Below are 21,316 nucleotides of genomic sequence, written 5' to 3'. Positions count from 1 at the left end.
TGAGGTGACTGTCGAGTGGAGAAAACACCTGAGACGCCCTCACGCGGGCATGTCACCGCTTCATCTCGGGCTGACAGCCTCGGCAGCTTTAGCTCAATCGCGTCCAACTCATTCGTCCCGTTGCGCATCACGGCCGAGGGCAGCGGTCCATTCGCTGGCAAACTCAGCACCGCCGATGCCGACGATGTGATCTTCACCGAGGTGGTTGCCAAGCCTCACCTGGTCGAACGCACCCCCGAGCTCATCGCAGACGGGGGCAGCGGCTACTACAAGGTGAGCCTGCTGCTTGCGGGGTCGAGCATCCTGGTGCAGGACGGGCGCGAGGTGGTCATGCAGCCGGGCGACCTGTCGGTGTACGACACCTCGCGCCCGTACTCGCTCCTCTTCGGCGAAGATATTCGCAACCTCATCATGATGTTTCCGAAGAACCGCCTCGACCTCCCCGTGCCCGTTACCGAGCAGCTCACGGCCGTCTCCCTCAGCAAAGAACACAGCGGTCTCGCCCCGGTCATCTCGGCATTCTTGTCGCAGTTTCCGGCCCAGCTCGCCCCGCTCCCCGAACGGATTCGCGCCAAGCTCGCGCACACGAGCCTCGACCTGATTGCGACCCTGTTCTCGAGCATCCTCGACTCCGATGCGGCGGGCCGCGACCCGCACCAGTTGTTGCTGCAGCGCATCTACGCCTATATCGACGACAACCTGGCCTCGCCCGAACTCTCCCCGGGCACGATCGCCCACGCACACTACGTGTCCACCCGACACCTGCACTCCCTGTTTCGACAGGTCGACACCACGGTGTCGACCTGGATCCGCGAACGCCGCCTCGAGCGGTGTCGTCAAGATTTACTTGACCCGGTCTTGTCCGACCGCCCGGTGGCAGCCATTGCCATGAGCTGGGGGTTCACCGACGCGGCCCACTTTAGCCGCGTGTTCAAGTCCGCTTACGGGGTCACCCCGAGCGAGCTGCGCTTCAGCTAACGCAGTTTATTCCACGCGCGGTCCGCCTGCTGTGATCGTGCTGTGACCTTCTTTGCCTGTGCGCGCCCGGCCGTTGACTCGTCGTGCACAGCCGCGTTTGAGGCGATCCGTTTGCACTATCCGCTGCGTACAGTGAGGATCAGCGGGCACTGTGGCCTTCGGTCGAGGGTCCGCGCTCGTGTTTTCACGTCACGCAAAGGAGCGGATCCAGTCATGACCAGCGCAGCCCCGGCCCCCACGCAACAGGTGCCCCGGCCATTTCAGGACATCAAGGTCGCACCTGATTCACTCGCCGCCGACGCCAACGAGTGGCGCAGCTACGATGAGTTTGCGGCGGGCATCGACACGTACCGACTGCCCGGTGTCACCCTCGAGGGGACCACACTTGCCGTCGCTCTCGACGATGGCGGCACCATCGCACTGGCATTTGGCACCGATCGAGTGCAGTGGACCGCCACTGGCACGTTCGCAACGGTCGGCGAGCTGAGCGACCCCTACGATGCCGTGCGCGTGCGCGAGGACGTCGTGTTCGTGAATCTGCCCATCGAATCGCGTGAGCGCGAGCAGATCACGGTCGTCTTCTCCGAATCCACGCACCGCGCGCTCGTCACCCGCTCGGTGATCGGAGAGGAAGACGTCGACGGCGAGCCTCGCGTCGGCCAGACCTTCTGGGCTGGCACCACCGACCGAGGCGAGGCCACCGGCGAGGTTCCCGGGCCGTCGCGCTACCTTGTCGGCAAGCGCAACCTCTACCGCTACAGCCCCCATCACCTGTACGAGCACGTATACCTGTCGAGCGAGCGCTACGCCTGGCAGTGCGTGCAGGGCGTGCAGCGCGGCCACGGCGATGTTGACATGTCGACGGTGTGGAAGTTCGCAGACGGCCTCTACCTGTTCTGCTTCCGCGAATTTCGTATCTCCGTGGCGAGTGTCTGGCTGCACGACCTCGGCTACCAGCTGCGCACCACGGGAGTTTTCCTCGGCATTGCGGCGAACGGCCAAGCCGAACACTCGCGCGCCGGCGGCCACATCTACCCGGGCGGCGGGCTTGAGTACCCCGACGTTCAACCTGTTTAACCCAGCTCACTCCACACGTAGGAATGTGAAAGGACACACCATGAAGAAACGAATTCTCAGTGCTGCCGCACTCACCGCGGTCGCGGCGCTCGCGCTCAGCGGCTGCGCTGGCGGTGGCGAAGGAGGCGGTGGCGAAGGTTCCCCCATCAAGCTCGGCTCCGTCAACACGATCAGCGGCCCGGCGACCTTCCCCGAGGCGTCTGCGGCCGCGGCTGCCGTGTTCGACAAGGTCAACGCCGCAGGCGGCATCAACGGTCACATGATCGAGTACAAGGCCACCGACGACAAGGCCGACCCCGCCACCGCGACGGCATCAGCTCGCGAGCTGGTCGGCAGCGACGAGGTCGTCGCACTCGTGGGCAGTGCCTCACTGCTCGACTGCGAGATCAACGCGAAGTATTACGAGCAGGAGGGCATCAGCTCCGTACCCGGCATCGGTGTTGACCCTGGCTGCTTTAGCTCGAGCAACATCGCGCCCGTCAACATCGGCCCGTTCAATGACACCACCCTCACCATGCTCTACGGGTCAGAGGAGCTCGGGCTCGAGAACCTCTGCGTGTTCACGAGCGTCATCGGCTCGACCGGCCCCGCATACCAGGCCGCAATCGACCGCTGGAGCGACATCACCGGCAAGAAGCCCCTGCTCGTGGACGACACCGTGCCCTACGGTGGCGCCGACTACACGCCCTACATCGTGAAGGCCAAGAAGGCCGGCTGCGATGCGATCGTCTCAAACGCGGTCGAGCCCGATGGCATCGGCCAGATCAAGGCCGCCAACCAGCAGGGTTGGGACGACGTCTCCTTCCTGTTCCTCACCTCGACATACAGCGAGAGCTTCGCTGCAGCCGTCGACAACTCGGCCGCGGGCGTATTCGTACCCGCCGAGTTCTACCCCTTCACCGAGGACAGCGACATCAACGCCGACTGGAAGTCGCTGATGTCCGAGAACGACATCACGCTGACTTCGTTCAGCCAGGGCGGCTACCTCGCCGCCACGTTCATGGTCGAGGTGCTGGAGGGCATCGAGGGCGACGTCACACGCGACAGCGTCAACGAGGCCCTCGCGAACATGGCTCCGATCGACAATGACATGATCGCGTACCCCTACGAGTTCTCCAAGGTGGCGGCTCAGGACTTCGAGCCCGGCGGCTGGCCCGTCGTGCTGAAGTCGGGCACGAATGCCTGGGAGAAGTCGGCCGAGGACTGGCTCCTCATCCCCGCGAGCTAATCGCGCTCACGAATTCGATCCGGTGCGGCAGCACATTCCTGCTGCACCGGGTCCCCCGTTTTCTCCCCGAAGATCTGAAGGATCCTCATGAACTACACAACCCCCACCTCGCTCCGGGGGCAGGCGTGAACGGCGGTGCCCTGCTCCAGGGCGCCCTTTCGGGCCTGGCCGCCGGAGGCGTGTACGCGGTGCTCGCGGTCACGCTCACCCTCATGTCGCGTCTCGTGCGCGTCGTTAACTTTGCCCAGGCCGCCACCGGCATGTTCGCCGCGTTTACGGCCGTGTGGCTCGCCGACAAGCTCGGACTCCCCGTGTGGCTCGCGACCATCGCCGGCGTCATCGTTGGCGCCCTGCTGAGCGCGCTGATCGGCTGGATCGCGGCCGTCTGGCTCGCCGAGGCCGACCTTTCCAAGCGCTCGGCCATGACCGTGGCGCCGTTGCTGCTGCTCATGTCGCTGTCGTACATTCTCTTTGGCAACAAGCCGCAGCCCTTCGCCCCACTCCTCAACGGGCCCGCTTTCGAGGTCGCGGGGGTGGTGGTGAGCTGGGTCACGATTATCACGGTCTCGCTCGCAACACTCGTGGCGATCGCTGCGGCCATCGTGTTGCGCAAGACCACCATCGGCACGAAGCTGCGGGCGCTGTCCGACCGCCCGACGACGGCCGAGCTCATCGGCATCGCGTCGCGGCCGCTCTCCATTGGCGTGTGGGCCGTCACCGGCGCCATCAGCGCCGTCACGATTCTCATCATTGCGCCGACCCAGTCGAACGACGCTGTGAGCCTGTCAATGCTCATCATCCCCGCGGCCGCGGCCGCACTCCTGGGCGGATTCAAGCGCCTCGACCTGGCCGTCGTGGGCGGGCTCCTGCTCGGGCTCATCGGCGGCATGGTCGCACAGGTGCCCGAGTTGGCGCTCGTGCGCAGTTTCGTACCGCTCGTGTTCATCGTCGTGCTGCTGCTCTGGTCGCAGCGAAAGGAAGTGTGGGATGCTGCGCGCTAATTCACGTCTCAAGGTGGTACTCCCCCTCGCCATCGCCGTCGCGTCTGTCGCCATCGGATTCGCGCTGAGCATCGGGCTCTCGGGCTACGTCGTCTACCTCGCCATCAGCATGATCACCGCGTCGATCGCAATTCTCGGCCTCGGCATCGTCACCGGTTCTGCGGGCATCATCGCGCTCTGCCAGTTGTCATTTGGCGCTATTGGCGCCTGGGTCGTGACCTGGATGAATGCGAATGAGGCGCCGGGCGGGTTCATCGTCTGGCTCATCGCGGGCGGTGTCGCCGCGAGCATCGCCGGTGTCATCATCGGGCTGCCCGCGCTGAGGCTTCGCGGCGTCAACCTCGCCGTCGTCACCCTCGGGTTTGCCGCTGCACTCGATGTGCTCATCGTGCAGACCCAGTTTCCCGGGCAGAAGGACGGGCTCTCGGTCGCCCGCCCCGAGATGTTTTCGAGCGATCGCGAGTACTTCTTCTTCGCGATAATCGTGCTCGCCGTCTGCGCCTACGGCGTGTTCTTGCTGCAACGCAGCCGCGTGGGCAGCAGCTGGAAGGCCGTCGCATTCTCTGAGCGCGGCACCGCCGCGGTGGGGCAGAGCGTACGCCTCGCAAAGCTTTCGGCGTTTGCCGTGAGCGCCGCGCTCGGTGGCGTCGCAGGCGGACTGCTCGCGGGCCAGGTGGGCATCCCCTACGCTTCGAGCTTCACGCCCATCCAGTCGCTCGCGCTCTACATTCTCGCCGTCATGAGCGGCGCGTACCTCATCGATATGGCCATCTTCGGTGGCATCCTCTGGGTACTCGTCCCCGAGCTCTTGAAGCGCTGGGGCGTGCCTCAGGATTGGGGCTTCGTCGTGTTCGGCGTGCTCGGCATTCAGGCGCTCACGAGTGGTTCGAACCTGGGCGAGGCGATCCGGAGCCTGATCAGCAAGCGATTTGCGCGTCGCACCCTGCCCGCCACCGCGGGCGACGTGTCGACGAGCGTGCTCGACGTGTTCGCGGTGCCCGAGGCTTCAGAGCCGATCCCGGTGGACGCCCCGCCCGTGCTCAAGGTGCAGGGCCTCGGCGTGCAGTTTGGCGCGCTCAAGGCGCTCGATGATGTGTCGTTCGAGGTGAAGCCCCGCTCGATCATGGGGTTGATCGGACCCAACGGCGCGGGCAAGTCCACGTTCGTGGACGCGGTGAGCGGCTTTCTGCCCCAGCACACCGGCACGGTGTCGCTCGACGGCGTGGATATCACGCGGCTCGATCCGGTGGCTCGCGCACGCAAGGGGCTCAGGCGCACGTTCCAGCAGGATCGGGTGCCGCCGCAGCTCACCGTCGAGGCGTACGTGCGCTTTGTCGCACGCAAGCGCCTCGATATTGAGGAGTTGCGTGACGCACTCGCGTTCATGGGGTGCCCGCCACCCGAGGAGAAGCTATCGAACGTCGACGTTGGCACGCGCCGCCTCATCGAAGTCGCAGCCGCGGTGCTCTCGGGCCCCCAGGTGCTGATTCTCGACGAGCCCGCCGCCGGCCTCTCGCACGAGGAGCACATCCAGTTTGGGCACCGACTCACTCGTATCCCGTCACGGTTCGACACCGCGATCGTGATCATTGAGCACGACCTCGACCTGGTGCGCAGCGTCTGCACCGAGCTGACCGTGCTCGATTTCGGCCGTGTGCTCGCGCAGGGCGAGGCCACGCGGGTGTTGGAGGATCCGGCCGTGATCGCGGCCTACATGGGAGATGCGGAGGTCACATCATGAGCGAATTGCAGCTCACCGGGGTTACGGTGCGACGCGGGGCTGGCCCCGTCATCTCAGACGTGGACCTCACGCTGCGGTCGGGCGAGGTGCTCGCGCTGGTCGGCCCGAACGGGGCGGGCAAGACGAGCCTCCTCGAATCGGTCTCGGGGGTCATCGAACACGCTGCGGGCGACATGCTCGTCGACGGGGTCTCGATCGGCAACCGCAACCGGGTGCAGCGTTCCCGGCTCGGCATCGCTCACATCGAGCAGGGGCGCGCGATCTTCCCGTCGCTCACCGTGCGCGAGAACATCATGCTCACCGCGAAGACGCCGCGGGCGCTCGAAGAGGTGCTCGTTTCGTTCCCCGAGCTTGAGAAGCGCATCGACTCGCTGTCGGTGCTGCTGTCGGGGGGCGAGCAGCAGATGGTGGTGCTCGCCCGGGCCTTCGCTTCGAAGCCGCGCTTTCTGCTGATCGACGAGATGTCGCTCGGACTCGCACCCGTCGTGTTCATGCGATTGCTGCCGCTGATTCAGCAGATCGCCGCGTCGGGGGTGGGCGTGCTCCTCGTCGAGCAGTTCACGCATCTCGCGCTCGGCCTCGCTGACGAGGCGATGGTGGTCGCGAGCGGACGAGTGAGCGAACCGCAGGGGCCCGCTGCTCGGCTCGCGGAGGACGCGGAGCTGCTGCGCCGCGCCTACCTCGGCGGGTAGCCCGGGGCGCCGCCGACTGTGGCCCTGGCCCTCCAGCGGCGCCCGGGCCCGCGGGTGGGCTCGACTCGCGTCTCCGAAAAGCACGAGTGCCTACGGTTTGGCCGCGCTAGATGCGTGCGAAACCGTAGGCACTCGTGCTTTGGATAGACATCAGTCGGCAGGCCCGGGTCCAGTCCGGGCCGGATCTGGGAAGGCGGGGTTGGCCCGGGGCCACCCGGCCACCCCGCTGGCTACATCCCCGCGTGCTCGAACGCCAGCGTGGGCAGGTCGACGATGTGGGCGCCACCGTCGGCCACAATGACGGCCCCCGTAATGTACGACGACTGGCTCGACCCCAGGAATCGCACGATCGACGCAATCTCGGCGGGTTCCGCCGGGCGTCCGATCGGCACGTCGGCGGTGACCGCGGCATAGCCCGCCTCGCGGCCCTCGATCTCGGCCGCGTGCGACGCGAATTCGTCCATCTCAGCGTCGGCCATGGGCGTCCGCACCCAGCCGGGGCATACGGCGTTGGTGCGCACCCCGCGCCGCGAGTAGTCGCGGGCGAGGCTGCGCGTGAGCCCGATGAGGGCGTGCTTGCCGACGGTGTATCCCGCGACCGAGGGGCCCGAGTAGAGCCCGGCGAGGGAGGACACGATCACGATCTGGGCCGTGCCGTGCTGCGCGGCGGTGCGCTCAAGCACTGGCAGCGCCTCGCGCGTCAAGACGAACGCGGTCGACAGGTTCGCGCGAATCGCCGCATCCCAGTCGGTGTCACTCGTCTCCCCCACCGACGCGAAGCCGTGCCCACCCGCGTTAGCGACGACCACGTCGATGCGGCCGTACTTCTCGACGACCTGGGCCACGGCAGCACGCGCCGATGCACCGTCGGCCGCGTCGGCGACGATGGGCCATGCCCCGGTGCGGGCGGCGGTTTCCTCAAGCGGCGCGAGGCGCCGACCCAGCACCACCACGCGCGCCCCCTCGGAGGCGTAGCGTTCGGCGATGGCCGCACCAATACCGGTGCCGCCGCCGGTAATCACGACGACGCGGTCGGCAACGTCGTTGCCTTGCTGGTGTTCGTACTGGGTCATGTGGTGTCCTCACTCGCGGGCGACAGGTGCGCCGATATGCACCATCTTTTCGCCCATTCCCCGGCACGGCGGCAACCGGGCGCTCTGAGCCCAGCGGTGTTCACGCAGAGTCAACGCCACCGAGCGAGAATGGGACTGGGACGCGCGACGAACTACTCTGCAGAGTTGGTCAACATGCGTAGAATAACACGAGCGGGGTACACACCCCGGCCCAGCGAACGGAGTCAACGTTGACCACCCACCCCGAGATCATTCTCACGAACGCACGTATCTACACCCTCGATCCGGAGCAGCCCTGGGCCGAGGCGCTCGCGGCCCGATCCGGGCGCATCACCGCAGTCGGAACGTTCGCCGAGGTATCGGCGGGCGCGGGCCCCGGCACCGTGATCCGAGACCTCGATGGCGCGTTCGTGATGCCCGGCCTCGTCGATGTGCACAACCACCACTTCCTCGCGGGCAAGGAAGACTTGTTTGAGCTGCGGGTGCCGATCGGCGCAACGCTCGACGGCATCATCGAGGCCGTCACCGGCTACGCCGCGGGACTCCCCGCAGACGCATGGGTGGTAGGCGGGCCGTGGATGAGTGACCGCCTGGGCGACATCGATACCCCCGAGGCGCTCGCGCGGCTCGACGAGGCTGCGGGCGGGCGCCCCGTCATGCTCATCGACGATTCCCACCACAACCGCTGGGCATCCACCCGCGCCATGCAGCTCGCGGGCGTCGACCACCCCACCGGCGTGCTCTTCGAAGCCGCGGGTCTGCCCGTTGCCGCCGTCGGCGACGCAGCCTCGGCTCTCAGCCCCGACCAGGAGCGCGCCGCCGCCCGCCGCGGCGTCGAGATCCTCAACTCGTTTGGCATTACCGCGTTTCAAGATGCCGGCGTCTCCACCCACATCCTCGAAGCGCTGCGTTCGGTTGACGAGTCGACGGGCTTGAACGCCTGGGTGGTCAGTTCAATGCTCATCAACGACGAGATCTTCGGCTTCTCCGAGATCGGCGAGGACCTCGTGTTCGGCGGCGAGCGCTTTCGCACCGCACATCACCGCCCCGACTTCGTGAAGATCTTCCTCGACGGGGTGCCGCCCACGCGCACCGGCGCGTTTCTCGAACCGTATCTGCCCGATGACGTCCACGGTGATCACTTTCACGGCTCGACCCTGCTGGCCCACGAAGAGCTGGTGGACTGGCTGCGTCGCACGGCGCAGGCTGGACTCTCGGCCAAGATCCACTGCACGGGTGATGCGTCAGTGCACGAGGTGCTCAACGCGGTCGAGGTGATTCGCGGCGAGGGCTTCACCGCCCCGCGGTACCAGGTCGCCCACGGCCAGTTCGTGCACCCCGACGACATCGCACGCTTCGGTCCGCTCGGCGTCGCGGCAGACATCTCACCCTTCATCTGGGTGCCCGGCCCCATCGTCGAAGCGATCCGCGAGGTGCTGCCGCGCGAGCGCGCCGATCAGATGCAGCCCAACCGCGCACTCATCGACGCGGGTGCGATCGTGGCGGGCGGCTCGGACTGGCCCGTTTCCCCCTCCCCCAACGCGTGGGAGGGCATCCACGGCCTCGTCACCCGCGAGGATCCGAGCGGCCAGTACCCGGGCACCCTGTGGCCTGAGCAGGCCATCACCCTCGAAGAAGCCATCGCGGCGTTCACCATTCGCGGCGCCGAGGCGATCGGCCTGGCCGACGAAACCGGCTCGCTCAAGGCAGGCAAGTCCGCCGACTTTGTCGTGCTCGACCGCGACCCGTTCGCACACCCCGCAAACGAACTCGTGCAAACCCAAGTCGACGAGACCTGGTTTGCGGGCCGCTGCGTGTTCACCCGCAATGATTCACCTGAGGCATAAGGAAGGCCAGCATGCACAAGCTCATCGTGCTCTACCCCGAGCCCACCGATCGCACCGTGTTCGAGGCGTACTACCGCGAGACGCACCTCCCGCTGTGCGCGAAGCTGCCCGGCGTGCAAGGCATTTCGTTCTCGATCGGGATCGGGGCGCCCGGCGCTGCCCCGTTCTTTGCGGTGTTTGAGGCGACGTTTGCCGACGAGGCGGCGCTTGGCGCCGCGATGTCGTCGCCCGAGGGCCAGGCCGTCGAGGCTGATGTGCCGAACTATGCGACGGGCGGGGCGACCGTGGTCACGTTCCCCGTGGAGCGGCTGCCGCTGTAGCGTTCGACGACACAATCACCTACCGTGAGGAACACACCGCACGGTCACACTTCGAGGGGCAAGGGAGCCACCATGTCATCCGATCGCACTAGTCATACCCACGGCCAACGGGTCACCGAGCCGACCTTCGTGGCGCACCCGCTCGATCCGCTGATCGCCAGCGAGATCGCGCGCGCCCGGGAGCTCCTCGTCGGTGCAGGCCACATGGGCGAAGCTGTGCGCGTGGCTCAGCTGCTGCCGCTCGATCCCAGTAAGGAATGGCTCGCCCAGTGGGCGCCCGAGGACCCGATCGAACGCCGCCTCGAGATCGTGCTGCTCGACACGTCCGACGGCACCTCCCGGGTCGCCGTGGTCGCCGTGCACGGAGCTGGGGAGGTCGAGAGCATCCGCGACATCGACACCGCGGTCGAGGGCCAACCGCAGTACATCTTCGAGGAGTACGACCGGGCCGCGAGCATCGCGAAGGCCTCCGAGGGCTGGCAGGCCGCCATGCACCGCCGCGGGCTCGCCGACCGCATGGAGCTCGCGTTCTGCGCACCCCTGGCGCCCGGCTTCTTTGGCCGCGCAGACGAGGCCAACAAACGCGTCGTGCGTTCCCTCACCTTCTTGCGCGACGACCCGAGCGATAGCCCGTGGGCGCACCCGGTCGAGGGGCTAATTGTGCACATCGACCTCTCGAGCGGCACCGTAATCCGAGTCGAGGACGAGGGCGACGTGCCAGTGCCCAAAGGCCACGGAAACTACTCAGCCGCGGCCCAGGGCCCCGCCCGCACGAGCCTCAAACCCATCGAGATCACACAGCCCGAGGGCCCGAGTTTCGAGGTCGACGGATCGCTTGTGACGTGGGAGAACTGGAGCTTTCGTGTCGGGTTCAACCAGCGCGAGGGGCTCGTGCTCAACCAGGTCAGCTTTCGCGATGGCGATGAGGAGCGCGAGGTGCTGCACCGCGCCAGCGTCCCCGAGATGGTCGTGCCCTACGGCGATACTGCCCCGGGCCGATTCTGGATCAGCTACTTCGACGCGGGCGAGTACCTGCTCGGCAAGAATGCCAACACGCTCAGCCTCGGCTGCGACTGCCTCGGGGTGATCCACTACTTCGATGGCTTCGTGCCCGACGATCACGGCCACCCCGTCAAGATTCCGCAGGTCGTCTGCATGCACGAGGAGGACTACGGGATCCTGTGGAAGCACACGGATCTCGACGGTCACACCGAGGTGCGCCGGTCGCGCCGCCTCGTGGTCTCGTACTTCTCGACCATCGGCAACTACGATTACGGATTCTTCTGGTACTTCTATCTCGATGGCACGATCCAGCTCGAGGCGAAGGCCACGGGAATCGTGTTTGCGAGCGCGGGGATGCCCGGATCGGCCAACCCTCACGCGCCCGAGATCGCTCCCGGCATCTTCGCGCCGGTGCACCAACACCTCTTCTGCGCGCGCCTCGACACCGCGCTCGACGGCGAGGCGAACACGCTGCACGAGGTCGAGGTCGCCGGGATTCCGATCGGACCCGAGAACCCGCACGGCAACGCCTTCACCTGGAACTCGCGCCAGCTCACGAGCGAGTCCGAGGCGCGGCGCCGGGCCAACCCCGCGGCCGGCCGTGTCTGGGAGGTGCGCAGCGCTGAACGCACGAACAGGCTCGGCCACCCCACCGCGTTCCGCCTACTGCCCCAGGGCCAGCCCACGCTCATGGCGCAGCCCGAATCGACCGTGCACAGCCGCGCCGAGTTTGCGACCGAGCATCTGTGGGCCACACAGTACGCGGCACACGAGCGGTTTCCCGCCGGCGACTTTCCGAACGCCAACCCGGGCGGCGCGGGGCTGCCGGCCTGGACACAAGCGAACCGCTCACTCGACGGCGAGGACATCGTGCTCTGGCACGTGTTTGGCCCGACCCACGTGCCGCGCCCCGAGGACTGGCCCATCATGCCCGTCGACTACTCGGGGTTCCTGTTCAAGCCCCACGGATTCCTCGACGAGAACCCCGCGATGAACCTGCCCGACGGTGCTGTGTCGCGCGACGGCATGACGGGCGCGTGCTGCGCGGGCGGCGGCTGTGGCTGCTGCGCGGGCGACGCCTGCCGCTGCGGCAACCCCGGCTGCGCCTGCGGTAAGTAGCCCTCACGCAACGCCCAAATGCAAAGTGGGTGGCCACTCCTTTCGGAGTAGCCACCCACTTCAGTTTGCGCACCGCCTGCGCCCTGCAAGCGTGCTCAGGCTAGTCGGCGATGGCCGCGACGGCTTCGCCGATCCGGCGCAGCACCGTGTGATCATGTTGCGATCTGGCGCCGGGCACGTAACACAGGCGTGCGATCTCGCCGCCCGTGAACCGGTAGCTGCGATGCGCCTCGTGCAGCTCCCAATCGACCGGGCCGCCGTAGTCGTACCCGACGCTAATCCCGGTGAACGGGGCCATGCCGAGCAGCATGGGCACCTGCGCAATCTCGGCGACGGTCACGCCATCGATCTCGAGCCGCAACCGCCACCGCAGCTCGGGCAACTCGTCGACCCGCAGCACCCACTTGTGCAACCCGTGCTCGAGCTGGGCCCCGCGGGCGCGATGCATGTCGCCGTATGCGTTGTACGAGAGCAGCGGGGCGCCGTCGTCGAGAGCGACGAGGTACCCGCCCCCCTGGTCGCCGTGGGCCACGATCACACCGGCGGCGTGTCCCTCCGTGAAGATCTCGGCCTCGACCGTGAATGATTTCAGCACCGTCAGCTGCGCAGCGCGGTAGCGCTCGAGCGGCGGGCGAAACGGGACGAGCGTGACGGGGTCGGCCAGCATGCCCTCGGTTTCGGGCCGGTTTGCGTGCAGCGAGCCGTCGTCATCGAGCGGGAACACCGTGTTCTGCCAGGCCGCAGTGCGCCACTTCTCGGCGAGCTCGGCTATACGCGCGGGGTGTTCGCGCGCGAGGTCGCGGGTCTCTGTGGGGTCGCTTGCCAGGTGGTACAGCTCCCAGTCTCCGCCCGCGGCCCCCTCTGCTTTCGTGGGGGGCACCGCAGACAGCGCCTTCCACTCCCCCTCGACCAAGGCCCGTCGCCCAATCACTTCGAAGTACTGCGCCTCGCGCCCCTCGGCCTCGGGATCACCGAGCACGTCGACGACGCTGCGACCATCGGGCAGTTGGGTGGGGCGCCCCGCCAACTCTGCCAGCGGCGTCACGCCCGCAAGGTCCAGGAGGGTCGGGGTGAGGTCCGAGACGAACACAAATTGGTCGCGCAAACCGCGCCCGCTCACGGGGGCCGCCGGCCATGACACGATGAGCGGCGCGTGCACGCCACCCTCGTAGGTCGTCGACTTGAAAGAGCGGAAGGGGGTGTTCGAGACGCGCGCCCAGCCCGTGGGGTACTGGCTGAACAGCTTCGGGCCGCCGATGTCCGCGACGTCGCGGGGCACATCGCGCACCCAATCTGCGGGGAGCTCCCCGCTCGTGCCGAACTGGGCAAAGTAGCTGCGGGTGCCGCTCGGGCCGCCCTCGGCGGTGCCGCCATTGTCGCTCGCGAGCACGATGATGGTGTTGTCGAGTTCACCGAGCCGGTCGAGCCGCGCGGTCAGCTTGCCGACGCTGTCATCGATCGACTGGACCGCGGCCGCGTAGACCTCCATGTGCCGGGCGAACAGCGCGCGATCGGCGTCGCTGAGCCCCGCCCATTCGGGGATCTTGTCTCCGTCCGCGATGGCGTCGGCCGGGAGCTCCGCGTGATCCGGCACAATGCCGAGCTCGCGCTGGCGCGCGAACCGCGCCTCGCGCATCGCGTTCCAGCCGGCCTCGTAGCGGCCGCGGTGCCGCTCGATGTCGGCCTCCTTGGCCTGAATCGGCCCGTGCACGGAGGTGTGAGCGTAGTAGAGCAGAAACGGCTTGGTCGCATCGTTCACCCGAAGCTCGTCAATCATCGCGATCGCTTCGCCAGTGAGCTCATCGGTGAGGAAGTAGCCATCGGCGAACTCCTGTACGTCGACGACCGAGTTGTCACGTACGAGGCGGTGCGGGTGGTGCAGTGACGTGAAGCCATCCATGCTGCCGAAGTAGCGATCGAAGCCGCGCTGCAGCGGCCAGCTCGACTTGTCGGCCGCGTCGTGCAGCCGCGATTCGCCGGTGAGGTGCCACTTGCCGACCATGAAGGTTGCGTAGCCCCCTGCCCGCAGCGACTCGGCGAGCGTCGCCGAGTCGCGCGGCAGCTCGCACGTGAACCCGGGGTACCCCGGGTCAGTGTGTGCGACGAACCCGAAGCCCGCTCGGTGCGGGTTGAGCCCGGTCAGGAGCGCGGCCCGCGCGGGCGAGCACATGGGCGCCGTGCGGTAGTTCGTGAATACCCAGCCGTCGCCCGCGATCCGGTCGATATGCGGGGTGGGGATCTCACTACCAAACGGCCCGAGGTCACTGAACCCCAGGTCGTCCACGAGCATGACGACGACGTTGGGTGCCTCGGCGTGAGCCCGCTGGGCTTCGGGCCACCAAGGCGTGGAATCAGAGGTGAACTCGCGCGCGATCCCCCCGAACCCCTCATACCCCCGCGTGGTCACGCTAACCGGCCTTTCTGATGAGCCCGAGGATCTCGGTACGCAGCTCGGCGAACTCGGGCATGACACGGGTGCGCAGCTGGTCGCGCGGGGCACCGAAGTCGATGTCGATGATCTCGGTGACGCGGGCGGGCCGTTCACCCAGTACAACAACGGTGTCTGACAGGTACACGGCCTCATCGATGTCGTGTGTGACGATCACGATCGTCATGCCGAACTCTTCGCGAATCTTGAGGCAGAGGTCCTCGAGTTCGAATCGCGTCTGCGCATCGACAGAGGCAAACGGCTCGTCCATCACGAGCACCTCGGGGCGGTAAGCGATGGCGCGAGCAATGGCGACGCGCTGCTGCATGCCGCCCGAGAGCTGCCACGGGTACTTCGTTTCGGCCCCCGAGAGCCCAACGGCGGCAAGCGCCGAGGCGATCCGCTCCTCGCGCTCCGCCACGGGGAGGCGCAGGTGCTTCAGTGGGAGGCGCACGTTCTTCTCGACCGTGAGCCACGGCATGAGCGAGCGCGTGTACTCCTGGAAAACGAGCGCCATCTCCTCGGGCGGGCCGTCAATCAGGTTGCCGTCAATGCGCGCCGCACCCGACGTCACTGACTGCAGGCCCGTGAGGCATTTGAGGAGCGTCGTCTTGCCGATGCCCGAGGGGCCCACGATGCAGGCGATCTCGCCGACGCGGACGTCGAAGGTGAGGTCGGCGATGACCGGGACGGCGCCCTTCTTCGTCTCGTAGGTCTTGGCGAGGCCCTGCACGCTCAGGCGCACGGGCGCGTCCACGAGGTGCGCGGGGGTGGAACGGGTCATGATTTCTTCTCCTGCTGTTGCGAGGCGATGTACCAGCGCAGCACGCGGCGCCGGAAGAGTACGAAGAGGGCGGTGGTTGCATAGCCGAGCACCCCAAGGGTGAGCACGCCGGCCCACATGTCATCGATGGCGAACGACTGCTGCGCGAGCAGGGTCATGGCGCCGAGGCCGTTGGACGAACCGAGCATCTCGCTCGCGATCATCACGACGAACGCGGTGATGAGGCTGACCTGCATGCCCGACAGGATGCGGGGGCTGGCTGCGGGCAGTGTGATCGAGAACAGTCGATCGACGCCACCGATGCGGTACACGCGGCTGACCATTTCGAGGGTCGGCTCCGACCCTCGGATGCCGTCCATCGTCGAGATCAGTACGGGAAACACGGAGGCGATCGTGATCGACAGGATGCGGGTCTCGTTGCCGAACCCGATGAGTGACACGAAGATCGGCACGAGGGCGACGGGCGGGATCGCACGGAAGAAGTGGATCGTCGGCTCGACGAGCCACGACAGCGGCCGGATGAGGCCGAGGGCGGCTCCCAGGAACACGCCAATCACGCAGGCGAGCACGAACGAGAGCAGCAGGTTGCCGGCTGAGAGCCCCACGTTCGTCCAGAACACCGGCGTTGCTGCCAGTTGGCCCAGGCGAGCGAGGATGCGCTGCAGCGGCGGGAAGAACGTATTGGTGGACCCGGCTGAGGCGACCCACCAAGCGGCGAGTAGCAATACCGGCACTGCGGCTTCGACGCTGATGAGCGCCCAGCGAGGCAGGCTACTGCGGCGCTGCTTGCGGGCAACGCGCGTGCGCACCTGAATGGAGGAGGTAAACGCCATTAGAGGGCCGCCTTTCGGTATTGCGGGTGCCAGTGCAGCAGACGCTGCTCACCCCACTGGCTCAGCCCCTGGATGATGAGCCCCAGGATGCCAAGAATCAGCACGTAGGCAAACAGGTCGTTCTGGTTTCCCGAGATCTGGGCCAGCTGGAGGCTCTGGCCGAGGCCCGGGCCGCCGCCCAAGAGGCCCGCCACGACCGCCACAATGAGCGAGGTCGGGGCCGCCACCCGGATCGCGGTGCCGATGTACGGCAGGGAGCTCGGCAGCACGATGTTCATGAGAATCTCGCCGCGTACCATTCCGTAGGATCGTCCGGTCGCACTGGCGACCGGGTCCGTGTCGAAGACGCCGGCCGAGGTCTGCACTGCGATCGCCACGAAACAGCCGAAGAACACCAGGAAGATTCCCATGTTCATCGTCGGCCCAAGCACAAGGGCAACGATCGGCAGGATCACGATGGGAGGGATGGGCTTGAGGAACTCGAGGGGCACGCGGGTGGCGTGCATCGCGAGTGGGGAGACACCGATGCCGACGCCAACCACGACACCGACGACGGCGGCGAGAATGAGTCCAGTCATCGCCATGACCACGGTGTCGCCGGTGGCCTGCCACATTTCAGAGGTGCCCAGCAGCGTGACCAGCGAGGAGATCGCTTCACCCGCGGTCGGCAACGGCGACTCGGCGAGGGGCCCCACCGACGCCGCGACCTGCCAGATCCCCAGCGTGGCCGCGGCGCCGACAAGGCCTACGCCGGTTCGAAGGAGTCGTGATTCAGTCATGGCTAGTTGGAGAGGATGACGCCGTCGAGCTTGACGGACTCTGCCAGGAACCCGAGCTTGACCATCTTCTCGTTCGGGCGCTCGAGGTCTTCCAGGTTGACGACGGTGGGCCAGACTGGCACCTTCACCTCGTCGACGGTGAGGGTCGACTTCGTGTAGTCAAGACCGGCCTGGATGGCGACCTCGGGGTTTTCCGTGGCGTACTCGTTCGACTTCACGATGGCACGCTGGAACGCCGCGATCGCGTCACCCTTCTTTTCGATGGTGCTCACACCCGCGGTCCACAGGCCCGTGGCGCCGGTTTCAAAGAACGCGATGGAGGGGGCCGAGAGCTGTACGGCTCCCACTTCGAGCGCCTCCGATGTGAAGGGGCTTACGAGCGCCGCCGCGTCTACGGTGCCGCTCTTCAGCCCGGCCACAGCCGAGGTGAAGTCGAGGACGACCCAGTTGACACCCGTCGCGGGGTCGATGCCTTCCTTCTTCAGGGCCTCGGCGATCACCACCTCAAGCTGCGCCTTGCGGGCGGGGACCGCAATGGTTTTGCCCTCGAGCTGGTCGATCGAGGTGATGCCGCTTTGCGAGCTGGCGAAGAAACCGGTGTCATCGAATGCCGCGGGGTCTTCCGCGCTCACCGAGACCTCGGGGTAGCCGTCAGCGGCACCGATCACTTTGAGCGGCACGCCCTGGCTAAGCGCATTGAGCAGCGGGATGCTGGGCGAGTAGGCGATGTCGACCTGGCCGCTCTGGGCAGCGGCAAGGCCGGCGGGTGGGTTTGCGACGATAGAGGTCTTGATCTCAAGACCCTCATCCTCGAAGAAGCCCTGCTCGATTCCGGTGAGCAGCGACCCGTCAGAGGTAAGGCCGATGGTCGCGACCGAGAGCGTCGTGAGTCCTCCCCCGTCACCGTTCGAGGTCTCGCCACCGGATCCTGATGAACAGGCGCTGAGCACAAGCGCCGCGGCGGGGATCAGCGCGAGCGCTGCGATTAGGCGGTTAGTTTTCTTCATGAGCGACTCCTTCGTCGTCGTATGCATTCAGTACCAGGTGAAGATTTGCGTCACCGTCCGGTGATTAACAAGGTTAATCTCCAACTGGTGATCAAAGATAACATGCCGATAACGTTTCGTCACCAACTGGTGACGAAACGCCGGAAAGTCTCGATTCTGGTAGTCCAATCCCTAGGATTGAGGGAGCAAGGGAGCCCATATGCCAAAAATTGTCGACCACGAAGAGCGCCGTGCGCATATTGCCGACGCCGTTACGCAGATCATTGTGCGCGACGGCTTCGACCGCGTCACGATGCGCGGTATCGCAGCCGAGGCCGGGTACGCCCACGGCGCGATCGCCCGATACTTTCCAGACAAACAAAGCCTGTTGACCGCCGCATTTTTGCAGGTCTTCAATGCCTCACACGAGCGCATCATCACGCGCGTAGGCAGTCTCCGTGGCCTCGCTGCGCTGCGCATTTTGTCACGCGAGCTGCTTCCCTTTGAAGACATCGGGGCCGACAAATCTCGCCTGGTCCTGTCATTCTGGGACCGTGCGGCACAGGACGCTGGGCTCTGGGACGTGCACGATGCCAACATCACGCGCCGCCGCGGCCTCATTCGCCGCTTCATCGAGGAGGCGCGGGCCGATGGCGAACTCCACTCGGGCGTTGACACTGAGGAGGCAGTCAACCGAGTGTCCGTGTACAACGCCGGGTGGCAAATGCTTGCGGTTCTCGTCCCCGACGCCGCATCAGACGATGACCTATCCAGCAGTCTGGACGCAATGATCGCCGGGCTCGGCACCGAGCGCTCTCGCATGCAGGCCACGGGTTAGGCAGCCCCCACGAAAGCGCGTGTCTCGTGAATCCCACTCGCTAATCGCGGAAGTGCGAGGTGACCGCGTAGCGCAGTCACCTCGCACTTTCCATGAACCCTCGCGATCGGCTAGCGCTCCCCCGCAAGCACAAGCTTCGCGCCCAGCTCTCCAATGAGCACGGCCGGCGCGTTTGTATTACCTGTGGTCACGCGCGGCATCACCGAAGCGTCGATCACTCGGAGCCCGTCGACGCCGTGCACCGCGAGCCTCGGCGAGACCACTGCGAGGTCGTCGACGCCCATCTTGCAGGTGCCGACCTGGTGGTGGTACGTCGCCACAGTGTCGCGCACGTACTCGACCAGGTCGTCACCATCGCCGACTTCCGGTCCGGGGTAGACCTCGGTCGCGCCCCACTGCCCTGCCAGGGCCGGCTGCTGGCCGATGCGGCGACACTGCTGCACCGACGCCACGAGCGAGGCAACGTCGTCATCATGACCCAGCGCATCGATATCGACGAGCAGCGGGTCGGTGGCGGCGGGCCCCGACAGCTTGATTGAGCCGCGCGCCTGCGGCGTCACGAGCCCGGCCATGAGCGAGAAGCCATCGCCTGAGCGCGGCTCGAGTGATTCCCCGTACATCGGCACCGAGAAATTGATCGGCTGGGTATCGGGCCGATCCAGCTCCTCCCGACTCTTCCAAAACAGGTGCGTCTGGGTGACGGAGGCGCCGGGCAGCGGCGGGCCCACGGGAGTCTCGGTTTCGAAGATCACGGGCGCAAGCACGTGGTCGTGCAGATTCTTGCCCACCCCGGGCAAGTCGACGCGCGAGGCGATGCCGTGCTCGGCGAGCTCATCGGCGGGGCCGATGCCGGATCGCAGCAGCACACGCGGTGAGTCAATGGCGCCCGCCGCGAGAATCACCTCGTCCGCGAGCAGCTCACGCAGCTCGCCGTCCTGCTCGTATCGCACGCCGATGACCCGCGGGCGATCGGCGTCGCCCGCCACCGATCCGGCACCAGCGTGCGCGGCCTCGTCGGCAAAGATCAGCTCGTGCACATGGCAGCCGACCTCCACCCGCACGCGATCGCGCACGGGCTTGAGGTACGCCATGTACGTGTTGAAGCGCGCGCCGTCCCGCACGTTGACCTGCTGCTGCGAGACACCCTCGATCTCGGCACCGTTGTAGTCGAGGTTGTGCGCGAGCCCCTCTTCCACGGCAGCATCGATGATTGCCTGCTGAATCGGGGCGAGCTCGTACTCGCTCGTAACGTCGAGCAGGCCGTCCTCGCCGTGCAGCTCGGGGTCGCCCGCACCGTGGAAGTTCTCGATCGCGCGGTAGACGGGCAGCACGTCATCCCAGGCCCAGCCGTCGTTACCAAGGGCAGCCCAGTGGTCGAAGTCCTGCGGCACGCAGCGCACCCAAATCATGGCGTTGAGCGAGTGAGAACCGCCAAGCACCTTGCCGCGGGGCAGGTGGAGCCGACGGTCAGCGGCGCCACGCTGGGGCACCGTGTAGTAGTCCCAGTCGTCTGCGCTGTGCCACAGCTCCCCCATGCGGCTCGGGTCGTGAATCGCGGGGTTCGTGTCCTCGCCGCCCCCCTCGAGCACCGTCACCTGCACGCCCGCGTCAGCGAGGCGTCGGGCCACTACCGAGCCGGCAGAGCCAGCCCCCACCACAATGACGCTACGAGGTGCCTGTTCAAATTCTGAGACCGCCATGGTCGTTCCTTTCCTTGCGCGGCTCCATCGCCGCCCGCTCCACTGAGCGTTTCAGGTTGAGCGGCGTTTGACGAGCCCGGGCGCGCAGGAGTGCTCTCACAGTCAAGACGTTTACCGCACGGGTCAACCGGCCAGGTTCTCGCGGGACCCTTTCGGCGCGCCAGGTTTTTCGTCTACAATGGAGGATAAAACACGCCGCTGGCGCGTGCCCTCTGGGCCGCACCCACCGCGGCATGCCAGTGACGCCAAGCCAGCAAGGACGCCATGCCAAAAATCATCGACCACGATCAGCGGCGCAAGGAAATCGTCGACGTCACCTGGCAGCTCATCGTCGAGGGCGGGATCGAAGCCGCCACGATGCGCGAGATCGCCACCCGTGCCGGCTTTGCCAACGGGGCACTCAAGCACTATTTCTCGGGCAAGGACGCGATCGTCGAGGGCGCATACGAGCGTTCGCTCACGAGCCTCGGAGCCCGAGTGGAAGCGCACGTCGAGGGGAAGCGCGGGATTGAGGCGCTCGAGATGTTTATGCGCTTCACGCTGCCGGTCGAGCAGGAGGATGCGACGGCAGCGCGGGTGCTGTTGTCGTTCTGGGAGCGCTGCGCCTTCAGCCCCGAGGTTCGAGGCGGCTACGACGCACACCTCGACAGCTGGAAGGCGGGGTGCCTGCGCTACCTCGCAGAGGGCCGCGAGGACGGCGACATTGTCACCTCCACCCCGGACTCCCAGCTCGCCGACGAGGTCATCATGATGAATATCGGCGCCACCGTGATCCGCGTGGTGAGCCCCGAACGGATCCACGTTCCCGGGCTGGAAGCCCAAGTCACCGACTTCATCGCGCGGCTGCGCCGCCGCGACTAGCGGGGCCGGGAGGCGAGCGGGGCGGGGCG

The 21,316-nt window shown here is 66.7% G+C and carries 18 protein-coding genes; 11 read left to right on the top strand and 7 right to left on the bottom strand.

Annotation, left to right across the window (positions count from 1 at the left end):
* Positions 1-15 precede the first annotated feature (15 nt).
* The 6 genes from C795_RS0109690 (at position 16) to C795_RS0109665 (ending at position 6,717) form a co-directional block, all read left to right on the top strand.
* Positions 16-978, top strand: coding sequence for an AraC-like ligand-binding domain-containing protein (locus C795_RS0109690; protein WP_017793558.1), 963 nt, complete (start codon positions 16-18; stop codon positions 976-978).
* A gap of 213 nt (positions 979-1,191) precedes the next feature.
* Positions 1,192-2,055 (top strand): MoaF C-terminal domain-containing protein, encoded by an 864-nt coding sequence (locus C795_RS0109685; protein ID WP_017793557.1) that lies wholly within the window; start codon positions 1,192-1,194, stop codon positions 2,053-2,055.
* A gap of 40 nt (positions 2,056-2,095) precedes the next feature.
* Complete coding sequence (locus C795_RS0109680; RefSeq protein ID WP_017793556.1) at positions 2,096-3,283, top strand: ABC transporter substrate-binding protein; 1,188 nt, start codon at positions 2,096-2,098, stop codon at positions 3,281-3,283.
* A 125-nt stretch (positions 3,284-3,408) separates the two neighbouring features.
* The gene (locus C795_RS0109675; RefSeq protein WP_017793555.1) at positions 3,409-4,284 is read left to right on the top strand and encodes a branched-chain amino acid ABC transporter permease; all 876 of its coding nucleotides are present in this window, start codon (positions 3,409-3,411) and stop codon (positions 4,282-4,284) included.
* Positions 4,271-6,025, top strand: a complete 1,755-nt coding sequence (locus tag C795_RS0109670) for a branched-chain amino acid ABC transporter ATP-binding protein/permease (protein WP_017793554.1) — start codon at positions 4,271-4,273, stop codon at positions 6,023-6,025. Before C795_RS0109675 ends, C795_RS0109670 begins: the two co-directional genes overlap by 14 nt.
* Positions 6,022-6,717 (top strand): ABC transporter ATP-binding protein, encoded by a 696-nt coding sequence (locus C795_RS0109665; protein WP_017793553.1) that lies wholly within the window; start codon positions 6,022-6,024, stop codon positions 6,715-6,717. The genes C795_RS0109670 and C795_RS0109665 overlap by 4 nt, the downstream gene beginning before the upstream one ends.
* Positions 6,718-6,947: 230 nt before the next feature.
* Here C795_RS0109665 and C795_RS0109660 read toward each other — a convergent pair whose 3' ends face one another.
* Positions 6,948-7,790 (bottom strand): SDR family NAD(P)-dependent oxidoreductase, encoded by an 843-nt coding sequence (locus C795_RS0109660; protein WP_017793552.1) that lies wholly within the window; start codon positions 7,788-7,790, stop codon positions 6,948-6,950.
* A 230-nt stretch (positions 7,791-8,020) separates the two neighbouring features.
* Here C795_RS0109660 and C795_RS0109655 point away from each other — a divergent pair, with 230 nt between their 5' ends.
* The 3 genes from C795_RS0109655 (at position 8,021) to C795_RS0109645 (ending at position 12,078) form a co-directional block, all read left to right on the top strand.
* On the top strand, positions 8,021-9,637 hold the full coding sequence (locus tag C795_RS0109655; protein ID WP_017793551.1) for an amidohydrolase: 1,617 nt from the start codon (positions 8,021-8,023) through the stop codon (positions 9,635-9,637).
* 11 nt (positions 9,638-9,648) lie between these two features.
* Positions 9,649-9,957, top strand: a complete 309-nt coding sequence (locus C795_RS0109650) for an EthD family reductase (RefSeq protein WP_017793550.1) — start codon at positions 9,649-9,651, stop codon at positions 9,955-9,957.
* 72 nt (positions 9,958-10,029) lie between these two features.
* Positions 10,030-12,078, top strand: a complete 2,049-nt coding sequence (locus tag C795_RS0109645; RefSeq protein ID WP_017793549.1) for a primary-amine oxidase — start codon at positions 10,030-10,032, stop codon at positions 12,076-12,078.
* A gap of 100 nt (positions 12,079-12,178) precedes the next feature.
* On the opposite strand, the gene C795_RS0109640 is transcribed toward C795_RS0109645, so the two are convergent.
* Genes C795_RS0109640 through C795_RS0109620 form a run of 5 tightly spaced genes read right to left on the bottom strand, consistent with a single transcriptional unit; the run spans position 12,179 to position 17,909 of the window.
* Positions 12,179-14,485, bottom strand: coding sequence for an arylsulfatase (locus C795_RS0109640; RefSeq protein WP_017793548.1), 2,307 nt, complete (start codon positions 14,483-14,485; stop codon positions 12,179-12,181).
* A 1-nt stretch (position 14,486) separates the two neighbouring features.
* Complete coding sequence (locus tag C795_RS0109635; protein WP_017793547.1) at positions 14,487-15,290, bottom strand: ABC transporter ATP-binding protein; 804 nt, start codon at positions 15,288-15,290, stop codon at positions 14,487-14,489.
* Entirely contained in the window at positions 15,287-16,123 is an 837-nt protein-coding gene (locus C795_RS0109630; RefSeq protein WP_017793546.1) for an ABC transporter permease, read from the bottom strand. Before C795_RS0109630 ends, C795_RS0109635 begins: the two co-directional genes overlap by 4 nt.
* Positions 16,123-16,902, bottom strand: a complete 780-nt coding sequence (locus C795_RS0109625) for an ABC transporter permease (protein ID WP_017793545.1) — start codon at positions 16,900-16,902, stop codon at positions 16,123-16,125. Before C795_RS0109625 ends, C795_RS0109630 begins: the two co-directional genes overlap by 1 nt.
* A gap of 2 nt (positions 16,903-16,904) precedes the next feature.
* A complete protein-coding gene (locus tag C795_RS0109620) occupies positions 16,905-17,909 on the bottom strand; it encodes an ABC transporter substrate-binding protein (RefSeq protein ID WP_017793544.1) in 1,005 nt (334 codons plus the stop codon).
* Positions 17,910-18,108: 199 nt separating this feature from the next.
* Between C795_RS0109620 and C795_RS0109615 the strand changes: the two genes are divergently transcribed.
* Positions 18,109-18,726: a TetR/AcrR family transcriptional regulator gene (locus C795_RS0109615; RefSeq protein WP_017793543.1), complete on the top strand. Its 618-nt coding sequence runs from the start codon at positions 18,109-18,111 to the stop codon at positions 18,724-18,726.
* Positions 18,727-18,836: 110 nt separating this feature from the next.
* Here C795_RS0109615 and C795_RS0109610 read toward each other — a convergent pair whose 3' ends face one another.
* Positions 18,837-20,426 carry a GMC family oxidoreductase gene (locus C795_RS0109610; protein WP_017793542.1) on the bottom strand — a complete coding sequence of 530 codons (1,590 nt, stop codon included), beginning with the start codon at positions 20,424-20,426 and terminating at the stop codon, positions 18,837-18,839.
* 264 nt (positions 20,427-20,690) lie between these two features.
* Between C795_RS0109610 and C795_RS0109605 the strand changes: the two genes are divergently transcribed.
* A complete protein-coding gene (locus tag C795_RS0109605) occupies positions 20,691-21,287 on the top strand; it encodes a TetR/AcrR family transcriptional regulator (RefSeq protein WP_017793541.1) in 597 nt (198 codons plus the stop codon).
* The last annotated feature ends 29 nt before the right edge of the window (positions 21,288-21,316 follow it).

This window comes from Leucobacter salsicius M1-8, assembly GCF_000350525.1.
Classification (GTDB): Bacteria; Actinomycetota; Actinomycetes; order Actinomycetales; family Microbacteriaceae; genus Leucobacter; species Leucobacter salsicius.
The sequence above is the reverse complement of the archived record's forward strand: the minus strand, read 5'-3'. Positions and strand labels throughout refer to the sequence as shown.

Bases quoted from the DNA above. Each gene is read 5' to 3' on its own strand.
- C795_RS0109670 (WP_017793554.1), top strand. From the start codon at position 4,271: ATGCTGCGCGCTAATTCACGTCTCAAGGTGGTACTCCCCCTCGCCATC.
- C795_RS0109665 (WP_017793553.1), top strand. From the start codon at position 6,022: ATGAGCGAATTGCAGCTCACCGGGGTTACGGTGCGACGCGGGGCTGGC.
- C795_RS0109630 (WP_017793546.1), bottom strand. From the start codon at position 16,123: ATGGCGTTTACCTCCTCCATTCAGGTGCGCACGCGCGTTGCCCGCAAG.
- C795_RS0109685 (WP_017793557.1), top strand. From the start codon at position 1,192: ATGACCAGCGCAGCCCCGGCCCCCACGCAACAGGTGCCCCGGCCATTT.
- C795_RS0109650 (WP_017793550.1), top strand. From the start codon at position 9,649: ATGCACAAGCTCATCGTGCTCTACCCCGAGCCCACCGATCGCACCGTG.
- C795_RS0109605 (WP_017793541.1), top strand. From the start codon at position 20,691: ATGCCAAAAATCATCGACCACGATCAGCGGCGCAAGGAAATCGTCGAC.
- C795_RS0109635 (WP_017793547.1), bottom strand. From the start codon at position 15,290: ATGACCCGTTCCACCCCCGCGCACCTCGTGGACGCGCCCGTGCGCCTG.
- C795_RS0109620 (WP_017793544.1), bottom strand. From the start codon at position 17,909: ATGAAGAAAACTAACCGCCTAATCGCAGCGCTCGCGCTGATCCCCGCC.
- C795_RS0109615 (WP_017793543.1), top strand. From the start codon at position 18,109: ATGCCAAAAATTGTCGACCACGAAGAGCGCCGTGCGCATATTGCCGAC.
- C795_RS0109680 (WP_017793556.1), top strand. From the start codon at position 2,096: ATGAAGAAACGAATTCTCAGTGCTGCCGCACTCACCGCGGTCGCGGCG.
- C795_RS0109625 (WP_017793545.1), bottom strand. From the start codon at position 16,902: ATGACTGAATCACGACTCCTTCGAACCGGCGTAGGCCTTGTCGGCGCC.
- C795_RS0109610 (WP_017793542.1), bottom strand. From the start codon at position 20,426: ATGGCGGTCTCAGAATTTGAACAGGCACCTCGTAGCGTCATTGTGGTG.
- C795_RS0109660 (WP_017793552.1), bottom strand. From the start codon at position 7,790: ATGACCCAGTACGAACACCAGCAAGGCAACGACGTTGCCGACCGCGTC.
- C795_RS0109645 (WP_017793549.1), top strand. From the start codon at position 10,030: ATGTCATCCGATCGCACTAGTCATACCCACGGCCAACGGGTCACCGAG.